This window comes from Mycobacterium sp. E2497 (genome assembly GCF_001668695.1).
Classification (GTDB): Bacteria; Actinomycetota; Actinomycetes; order Mycobacteriales; family Mycobacteriaceae; genus Mycobacterium.
In genome coordinates this window covers 1-8,354 of the sequence record NZ_LZKD01000239.1, presented here as the reverse complement: position 1 = coordinate 8,354, position 8,354 = coordinate 1, and the positions used below count along the sequence as shown (strand labels likewise).

General features: G+C 69.2%; 10 protein-coding genes. 4 read left to right on the top strand and 6 right to left on the bottom strand.

Going from position 1 to position 8,354, the window contains the following annotated elements:
* Positions 1–36 precede the first annotated feature (36 nt).
* Positions 37–1,734, bottom strand: a complete 1,698-nt coding sequence (locus A5713_RS22445) for a 4Fe-4S binding protein (RefSeq protein ID WP_068098417.1) — start codon at positions 1,732–1,734, stop codon at positions 37–39.
* Between the two features lie 20 nt (positions 1,735–1,754).
* On the bottom strand, positions 1,755–2,780 hold the full coding sequence (locus tag A5713_RS22440; RefSeq protein ID WP_068098416.1) for a diiron oxygenase: 1,026 nt from the start codon (positions 2,778–2,780) through the stop codon (positions 1,755–1,757).
* 243 nt (positions 2,781–3,023) lie between these two features.
* Here A5713_RS22440 and serC point away from each other — a divergent pair, with 243 nt between their 5' ends.
* Positions 3,024–4,142 (top strand): phosphoserine transaminase, encoded by a 1,119-nt coding sequence (gene serC / locus A5713_RS22435; protein ID WP_068098418.1) that lies wholly within the window; start codon positions 3,024–3,026, stop codon positions 4,140–4,142.
* A gap of 118 nt (positions 4,143–4,260) precedes the next feature.
* Complete coding sequence (gene sepH / locus A5713_RS22430) at positions 4,261–5,037, top strand: septation protein SepH (RefSeq protein ID WP_068098415.1); 777 nt, start codon at positions 4,261–4,263, stop codon at positions 5,035–5,037.
* A gap of 23 nt (positions 5,038–5,060) precedes the next feature.
* Here the strand turns inward: sepH and A5713_RS22425 are convergent, their stop codons facing one another.
* The 3 genes from A5713_RS22425 to A5713_RS22415 are packed head-to-tail and all read right to left on the bottom strand — an operon-like array spanning position 5,061 to position 6,591.
* On the bottom strand, positions 5,061–5,333 hold the full coding sequence (locus A5713_RS22425; protein ID WP_067926105.1) for a DUF2537 domain-containing protein: 273 nt from the start codon (positions 5,331–5,333) through the stop codon (positions 5,061–5,063).
* Positions 5,330–6,163 carry an RNA methyltransferase gene (locus A5713_RS22420; protein ID WP_068098414.1) on the bottom strand — a complete coding sequence of 278 codons (834 nt, stop codon included), beginning with the start codon at positions 6,161–6,163 and terminating at the stop codon, positions 5,330–5,332. The genes A5713_RS22425 and A5713_RS22420 overlap by 4 nt, the downstream gene beginning before the upstream one ends.
* Positions 6,160–6,591: a MarR family transcriptional regulator gene (locus A5713_RS22415; protein WP_067926111.1), complete on the bottom strand. Its 432-nt coding sequence runs from the start codon at positions 6,589–6,591 to the stop codon at positions 6,160–6,162. Before A5713_RS22415 ends, A5713_RS22420 begins: the two co-directional genes overlap by 4 nt.
* 198 nt (positions 6,592–6,789) lie before the next feature.
* Between A5713_RS22415 and A5713_RS22410 the strand changes: the two genes are divergently transcribed.
* Together A5713_RS22410 and A5713_RS22405 are read left to right on the top strand one after the other, a co-directional pair.
* Positions 6,790–7,065: a DUF2530 domain-containing protein gene (locus A5713_RS22410; RefSeq protein ID WP_067926114.1), complete on the top strand. Its 276-nt coding sequence runs from the start codon at positions 6,790–6,792 to the stop codon at positions 7,063–7,065.
* A gap of 28 nt (positions 7,066–7,093) precedes the next feature.
* Positions 7,094–7,549, top strand: a complete 456-nt coding sequence (locus A5713_RS22405; RefSeq protein ID WP_067926116.1) for an SRPBCC family protein — start codon at positions 7,094–7,096, stop codon at positions 7,547–7,549.
* Here A5713_RS22405 and A5713_RS22400 read toward each other — a convergent pair.
* On the bottom strand, positions 7,546–8,354 hold an 809-nt coding region (locus tag A5713_RS22400), incomplete at its 5' end, for a DUF3027 domain-containing protein (RefSeq protein WP_068098413.1). The two genes, A5713_RS22405 and A5713_RS22400, sit on opposite strands and share 4 nt — an antisense overlap.

Here is an 8,354-nt window from a genome sequence, read left to right as displayed (position 1 = left end):
CGAGCTCCAGGCCGCGATGGCGGGGCAGGGCGCGAGTTAGCCGAGCAGCCGGTCCAACAGCCCGCGTCGCGGCGCCGGCGCCGGCCCGGCGGCGGCAGCGGCGGCGAGCATGCCGGCGACGTCGGTGAACTTGCTGCGCGGGCGACCGTCGGCGCCGCCGCGGGTGACCTCGGCGGCGTCGATGGCCCGCCACCCGTGGGCATCGACGGCGTCGGGCTGCCGGACCCGCACCAGCTCGGCCAGCGCCTCGGGTTTCGCCACCGGGTCGCTCAGCCTGCCCGCGTTGAAATCCGCTACCAGGGCGTGCACGGTCTGCAGCGAACAGGATTTGTTGGTGCCGATGAACCCGCTCGGTCCCCGCTTGATCCAGCCCGCGACGTAGGCCCCCGGCACCGGCGCCCCCGAGCCGGGATCGACGACACGGCCGCCGTCGTTGGGGACGACGGCCACCGACTCGTCGAACGGCAGGTCGCGGATGGGCTTGCCGCGGTACCCAATTGACGTCAGGACCAGTCCCGCGCTGAGGTCACACAGGTCGTCGGTGCCGGTGACGGCGAACTGAACGCCCGTGGCGCGTTGTTCGCCCAGCACGCGATTCGGGGTGAGCTGATAGGCCAGCCGGATTCGCGGCCGCCCACCGTTGTGGGTTGGTGCCGAATCGTCACCGAGCGAGCTCAGGATCTCCAGCTTGCGCTTGCTCAAGCCGTCCGTGACGGCGGCGAGGTCGGCCGCCACCAGCTCGTGGTCGGCCGCGCTGAGCACGACGTCGGATGAGGTCGTGAGACCGATCAGCTCGGGCAGGGTGAACGCCGACTGGGCGGGGCCCCGGCGGGCGGCCACCACCACCTCGCGGACCGCGGATGCGCGAAGCGCCGCCAACGCGCGGTCGGAGATGTCGGTGCGGGCCAGGTCGTCCGGATCCGCGCTGAGCACGCGCGCCACGTCCAACGCGACGTTTCCGTTGCCGATGATCACCACCCCGTCATGGCCGAGATCGACTGGCAGCTCGGCAAAGTCGGGATGGCCGTTGATCCACGCGACGAGTTCGGTGGCGGTCCCGGTGCCCGGCAGGCCCATGCCCTCGATCTGCAGGCGGCGGTCGTCGGGAGCGCCGACGGCATACACCACGGCGTGGTGGTGGGCCAGCAGATCGGCGTGACTCAAGTGCCTGCCGACCTCGACGTTGAGGTAGAAGCGGAAGCGGCGATGACCGACGACCCGGTCGAACAGCCGGGTGACCCGCTTGGTGTTCTGGTGATCGGGCGCCACCCCGGCGCGCACCAGCCCGTACGGGGTGGGCAGCTTCTCAAAGACGTTGACCCGCACCCCATCCTGGGTGAGCAGCTCGTCGGCGGCATACATCGCCGCAGGCCCGGATCCCACGATGGCCACGGTCAGCGGCTGGCGTCGGGCGCGCACCTGGGCGGCCGGAATCACCGGCGCCAACTTCGACGTCGGCGGCAACTTCTCACCCGGCGGCCGCTCGGGATAGAACGACGCGTTGATCTCGACGAACGGCAACTGCTTGGTGTCCAGCCGGGTGTACGGAGCGATCGCGCCCACGGGGCAGGCGCTCACACACGCGCCGCAGTCCACGCAGGCCACCGGATCGATGTAGAGCATCTCCGAGGTGGCGAAGCCGGGCTCGTCGGGCGTGGGATGAATGCAGTTCACCGGGCACGCGAAAACGCAGGACCCGTCGTTACAGCACGACTGGGTAATAACGTGCGGCATAGGCGATTACCCGCGCGGTCCTAGGCGGCCGGCGCCGCGGCCAGGTGCCGGCGCTGCGGCTCGCTGCGGTAGCGCGACGGCTTGCCATCGATCTTGCAGAGCCGCCACATGAGCCGGGCAGACCGCGTCTCCATCAAGCCGGTGTCGTTGGCCAGCATGCGGACGTCGGCGAACATGTCACTCAACCACTTTCGTGATTCCGGCGACCGGAAGAAGAGCTCCTTCTTGACCTCGCGCGGGATGTCGAACTCCTGCCAGAACGCCTTGGGCGGCACCACGATGGCCCGGCACAGGACCTTCATCGTCAACGGCAGGTACAGGGCCGTCCAGAACTTCTGCCGCTTGGTCAGCTGCGGCACCCGCCTGCGCAGGAACTCGTGGGCAAACGAAATGTGTCGCGCTTCCTCGGCCACGTGAATGGCCATCACCCGTTCCATGATCGGGTGCAGCGATTTCCCTTCGCGCAGAATGTTTTTCTGCGTGTGGTCGATCGGCTCCTCGCCGGCGAGCACCCCGATGAAGAACGCCACCGGCAGCGGGCCGGCCACCAGCGGAACCAGCGGCGAGAGCCACTTGAGCGTCCGCGGCATACCCGGCACGTCGGCGCCGACGCGATTCACCATCTCCTGGAACATCATGGTGTGGTTGCACTCTTCGACCGATTCGTGCAGGCAGTACCGGTATTCCGGGGAGCCGTTCGGCACCCAGAACGTGTAGTTCATCAGGCCGCGGATCAGAATCGACTCGAAGTGCAGCCCGACCTTGGCGACGTTGGCCTGGCGCCACATCCCAATCTTGATCTTGCGCTCTTCGGGCTGCGATAAATACCAGGGATGGCGCCCCAACGGGTCGGTGGCCGGCAGTACCCACCGCGGGTCGTTCTCCGTGACGTCGAATTCCGGTGCGTCCCAGTCGATGTCGGTGTAGGGGTTGAAGTTTCTCCGCACCGACCCCTCGGACAGTGTGGCAAGCGTGTTGACGTACTCAGTGTCGTCGCGCACCTCCATATTGCGGCGCCAACGCCGAACCATGCGTGTCCTGGCCATATCCAAGCCTCCCCAACGAGGTTTACATTTGGACGTGCTGTGTCCAGACAGTACCGCAGGTACCGGATATCTTCTAGACCCCGATCCGCCGCTGTGGGCTGACCAGTGGTCAGGCGCATGGTGTGCCCTGCCTCACAGCGCGCGAAACACCACGGGGCGCGGCCAGGTGTTTTGCGCGGGTCACGGGCGTGCGCCGCCGGACCGCTGCGTCGCCGGTCACATCGGCTCACTACCCTGATGAGCATGGCTGACCAGCTCGAGGTTCCCGCTGACATCAAACCCCGCGACGGCCGCTTCGGATGCGGCCCTTCCAAGGTCCGGCCCGAACAGTTGCAGGCGCTGACGACCAGCGCGGCCCCGCTGTTCGGCACTTCGCACCGGCAAGCCCCGGTGAAGAATCTGGTGGGCCGGGTGCGGACGGGGCTGACCGAGCTGTTCTCCGTGCCGGACGGCTATGAGGTCATCCTGGGCAACGGCGGCGCGACGGCGTTCTGGGATGCCGCGGCGTTCGGGTTGATCGACAAGCGCTCACTGCACCTGTCCTTCGGCGAGTTCAGCGCCAAGTTCGCCTCGGCGGTCGCCAACAACCCGTTCGTCGGCGACCCGATCATCGTCAAGGCGGACGCCGGCAGCGCACCCGAACCGCAGAGCGATCCCTCGGTCGATGTGATCGCCTGGGCGCACAACGAGACGTCGACCGGGGTGGCGGTGCCCATTCGGCGTCCGGCCGACTCCGGCGACGCCCTGGTCGTCATCGACGCCACCTCCGGTGCGGGCGGCCTGCCGGTCGACATCGCCCAGACCGACGCCTATTACTTCTCGCCGCAGAAGAATTTCGCCAGCGACGGCGGCCTGTGGTTTGCCATCATGAGCCCCGCCGCACTCGCGCGGGTGGAGTCCATTGCCGCGTCGGGCCGCTGGGTTCCCGACTTCCTGTCGCTGCCCATCGCGGTGGACAACAGCCTGAAGAACCAGACGTACAACACCCCGGCGGTCGGCACCCTGGCTCTGATGGCCGAGCAGATCGACTGGATGCTCGGCAACGGCGGGCTGGACTGGGCCGTCAAGCGCACGGCCGACTCGTCGCAGCGGTTGTACTCCTGGGCGCAGGAGCGGCCGTACACCACTCCGTTCGTCACCGACCCCGCCTTGCGGTCCCAGGTGGTCGGCACCGTCGACTTCGTCGACGACGTCGACGCCGCTGCCGTCGCCAAGATCCTGCGGGCGAACGGCATCGTCGACGTCGAGCCGTACCGCAAACTCGGCCGCAACCAGCTGCGGGTCGGGATGTTCCCGGCGGTCGACCCCGATGACGTCAGCGCCCTGACGCAATGCGTCGACTGGGTCGTCGAGCGGCTGTAACCCCCACGCAATCCACGCGCAACCGCCCAGCGTGTCAGCACAGGTTGCGGGCGTCAGCTGCACTAGAGTGCGCAAAAGACGGGTCCGTCGACCTGCACGGAGCCTGCGAGGAGAAACCATGCGGGAACTCAAAATGGTTGGGGTCGATGCCGGCGGCAAACACATCATCTGCGAGGCCGGTGATCCCGCCGAGCCCTTCAAGCTCGCGGTCGACGATCAACTGAAGGCAGCCGTGCGCGGCGACATCGCGCCGCCGGAGCAACCGCAGCTCGACATTCAGGTCACCAACATGCTGAGCCCCAGAGAGATTCAGGCCAAGATCCGCGCCGGCGCGTCCGTCGAACAAGTCGCCGCGGCGTCGGGCTCCGACGTTTCGCGGGTCCGCCGATTCGCGCACCCGGTGCTGCTGGAACGCGCTCGGGCCGCTGAGTTGGCAACCGCCGCGCACCCGGTGCTCGCCGACGGCCCCGCGGTGCTCACCCTGCTGGAGACCGTGAGCGCCGCCCTGGTGACGCGCGGCCTGGAACCGGACCGGCTCAGCTGGGACGCCTGGCGCAACGAAGACAGCCGCTGGACCGTGCAGCTGGCCTGGAAGGCCGGCCGGTCGGACAACATCGCGCACTTCTGCTTCGCCCCCGGCGCCCACGGCGGCACAGTCACCGCCATCGACGACGCGGCCAAGGAGTTGGTCGACCCGAACTTCGACCGTCCGCTGCGCCCGCTCGCGCGGGTCGCCCACGTCGACTTCGAGGAGCCGGCGAAGCCCGCCGCCGCCGCCGCTCCGCAAGAGGAGCCCGCGCCCCAGGAGCCCCCGGTACATACTCGACGCGGTAAGCCCGTCATTCCGGCTTGGGAGGATGTGCTGCTCGGGGTTCGCTCTGGCGGGCAACGCTAGGCGACCCGCCGCCCCCGTACCGGCTAACCCGCCACCGTCAGGGCGAGCAACGTCAGCCACGCTCCCGTGACACCGATCCCCGCGCCCAGCAGGAACCAGCGCAGCACCGGCTTGTGCCGCCAACCCCACAGCGTCGGCGCCAGCCCGCCGGCCGCGACGACGTTGAGCCCGACCGCAAGCAGCGGATGCACCCGGATGAGGCCCAGACTCAGCACCACGATGGCGGCGCCGGTCACGGCGGCGACGAAGCCGGCGACCGTCAAACCCGTTGCCCAGGGCGCGGAATCGTCGGTCACCCGCCGAGCCTAACCCGTTCGTAGAACGCCAAGGCGGCCGCGGTGGCCACGTTGAGGGAGTCCGTCCCGCGCGACATCGGGATGCGCACGCGCACATCGCTTCTCCGCAGGGTCGCCGGCGTCAGGCCCGGCCCCTCGGCACCCACGATCACCGCGACGCGTTCGTCGCGCGCGGCCGCCATGGCCTCCGCCAGGGTGCGGTCGTCGCTGTGCGGTGTCATCGCCAGCAACCGAAATCCGTTCTCTTTCAACATCGTCAGTTCGGCGGGCCAGTCCATCGCTCGCGCATACGGGACGAGCAAGGCGTGCCCCATGGACACCCGGACCGCGCGGCGGTAGAGCGGGTCGGCGCAGCCGCTGCCGAACACCACCGCGTCGACGCCCAGCCCGGCGGCGTTGCGGAAGATCGCGCCCAGGTTCTCGTGGTCGTTGACGCCCTCGAGCACCGCGACGGTCCGGGCGCGCGCGACCAGTTCGGCCACGCCGGGTTCCGGCACCCGGCGGGCGGCCGCCAGCACCCCACGATTGAGGTGGAAGCCCACCACCTGCGCCATGACGTCGGCGGAGGTGCGGTAGAACGGCACGGCATTGCCCGCCAGGTCATCGGCGAGCTCGGCGAGCCGGCGCTCGGTCCCCAGCAGCGCGTGCGGGGTGAACCTGGAGGCGAGCATGCGCTGGACGACCAGCACCCCCTCGGCGATCACCAGGCCTTTGCCGGACGGCAGATCGGGACGGCGATCGACGCTGTTCAGGTCGCGGAAGTCGTCGAGCCGCGGGTCGTCGGGGTCGTCGAGATCCTGGACGTTGAGGCCATCGATTCCATCGCTCACGGGCTTTCGTCGACCAGGGCCAACATCAGGTCAGCCGCGTGGCGCAGGGTGTCACGCTGCTCGTCGTCCAGCGTCGCCAGCCGTTTGGCCAGCCACTCCTGACGGGCCCGTCGGGTCGCCTTGACCAGCTCGGCGCCGGACTGGGAAACCGAGACCAGCACCTGGCGGCCGTCGACGGGATGGGGGGCGCGGTCCACCAGGCCCATGTCGGCCAGCGACGCGATCACCCGGGTCATCGACGGCGGACGGACCCGCTCGCGGATAGCCAGCGCGCCGGGCGTCATCGGGCCCTCGTTGGCCAGCATCGCCAGCGCCGACAGCTGCGACAACGACACCGGCGACGACGGGTTTCGGAACCGGAGTTGGCGGGCCAGCCGCATGACCGCCAGCGACAGGTCGCTCGCCAGCCGCGCATCGCTGTCAGGCATGGCGCGAGGTTACACGGAACCTCAGGAAATCGGGATACGAACCGGTGAACGACGGGCTTTGGTCCTCAAGACCACGCGGGCCGACGTCGCCGAACCGCTTGCGTGGCCGGGTAACCCGCGCTGCCCAGGCATTTCGGCGACCTTGTGCCCGGGCGGGTGGAAGGACGGCCCGCACCGGCGGGGGCTATGTTAATCGCGATGTCCGAGGAATCCGGCGAGAACCGCGAGGCGCCGCCCCTGCCACCCGCACTGCTCAACGCGTGGCCCTTCATCGGCCTCGGCGCGCTCGGCTGGCTGGTCGCGACGGCCGCCGCATTTCTTGTCCCGGCGCTGCAGAGTTGGCGTCCGCTGACGCTGGCCGGGCTCGGGGTAGGCGTGCTGGGCACGAGCATCTTCGTGTTACAGCTCGCGGGGGCGCGCCGCGGCGATCGCGGCGCGCAGACCGGACTCGACAACTATCTCGACCACGGCTAGTTCTCGCACCGATAACCCGGGAGGATCGATGGTAGCTCCGCTACTGCAAGCGCAAATCGATATTGACGCACCGGTTTCCACCGTTTGGGGGTTGGTCTCGGATCTTCGGCGGATGCCGCAGTGGAGCCCCCAGTGCCGTTGGATGAAGACCTTCGGCCCGCTGCGCCAGGGCATGCGCAGCCTCAACATCAATCGCCGCAACCGGATGTTCTGGCCCACTACGTGCACGGTCGTCGAGGTCATTCCCGAGACCAAGCTGGCGTTTCGCGTCGACACCAACCACACGATCTGGAGCTACGAGCTGCAACCCATCGACGGGGGCACCCGGGTGATCGAGAGCCGTCACGCGGAGAACGGCGTGACCGCGTTCTCGAACCTGTCGGTCAATGGACTGTTCGGTGGGACCACCAACTTCGAGCGCGAGTTGCTCGAGGGCATGAACGCCTCGTTGGCCAGGATCAAGGCCGCGGCCGAAAAGAGCTAATCCACCTCGGGCTGCACCGGCCCGCCCTCGGGGGCATCGGACTCCGTCGTGTCGGCGTGGGCCACCGAGGTCTCGGGCGCGGATGCCGACAACTCCGGTTCGACCTCCGGACCGCTGTCCGGTTCGGTCTCGGGCATCTGCGATTCGGCTGACTCGGGAATCTCGGGCGTCTCGGAGGAATCGAGCGTCTCGGCCGGCTCGGCCGCCTCGGGCGGCGCCTCCACGACGTCGAGCACACCGTCGTCGTACGGCTCGTACATGGGCGAACCCGTCCCCGCCGGAGCCGGGGTGTCCGAATGCGCGCCGCAACCGTACTGCTTGTCGACCACCTGCCCGTCAGCCGACAGTTCGTTGCCGCAGACCCCGAACATCGCGCCGAGCGAGCCCGCCAGCGGCAGGAAGAATCCACAGTCGCGGCACACCCGCTTCGTGGAGCGGGCCATCGGCGAGTCGGGCCCGTGGTCGCCCGTGTGCCACCGCTCGGCCGCCTCGGCACGGCCCCAGCCGCTCATCACCCAGCGCCGTCCCAGCCCGATCTCGGCGGCGGTCTCGTCGACCTGGGGGTCGCCGCTGGCGGTGTAGCCGGGGACCAACCGCGGGTCGTCGGCCACCGGGGCCAGCAGGTCCCCGGGGCTCAGGTCTCCCGGGCGCACCCGCTGGTCCCAGGGCACCCACTGCGGGGCCAGCAACGCGGTCGGTCCGGGAATCAGCACCACTTCGCTCACGGTGGCGTGGTCGGCACCGGGGTGGGCGGCGACGACGACGGCCCACTGCCAGCCCTGATAGCCGTGCAGATGCGCAAGAA

Coding starts and splice junctions, on each gene's coding strand:
- A5713_RS22440 (WP_068098416.1), bottom strand. CDS start 2,780: ATGGCCAGGACACGCATGGTTCGGCGTTGGCGCCGCAATATGGAGGTG.
- sepH (WP_068098415.1), top strand. CDS start 4,261: ATGCGGGAACTCAAAATGGTTGGGGTCGATGCCGGCGGCAAACACATC.
- A5713_RS22415 (WP_067926111.1), bottom strand. CDS start 6,591: ATGCCTGACAGCGATGCGCGGCTGGCGAGCGACCTGTCGCTGGCGGTC.
- serC (WP_068098418.1), top strand. CDS start 3,024: ATGGCTGACCAGCTCGAGGTTCCCGCTGACATCAAACCCCGCGACGGC.
- A5713_RS22405 (WP_067926116.1), top strand. CDS start 7,094: ATGGTAGCTCCGCTACTGCAAGCGCAAATCGATATTGACGCACCGGTT.
- A5713_RS22445 (WP_068098417.1), bottom strand. CDS start 1,734: ATGCCGCACGTTATTACCCAGTCGTGCTGTAACGACGGGTCCTGCGTT.
- A5713_RS22410 (WP_067926114.1), top strand. CDS start 6,790: ATGTCCGAGGAATCCGGCGAGAACCGCGAGGCGCCGCCCCTGCCACCC.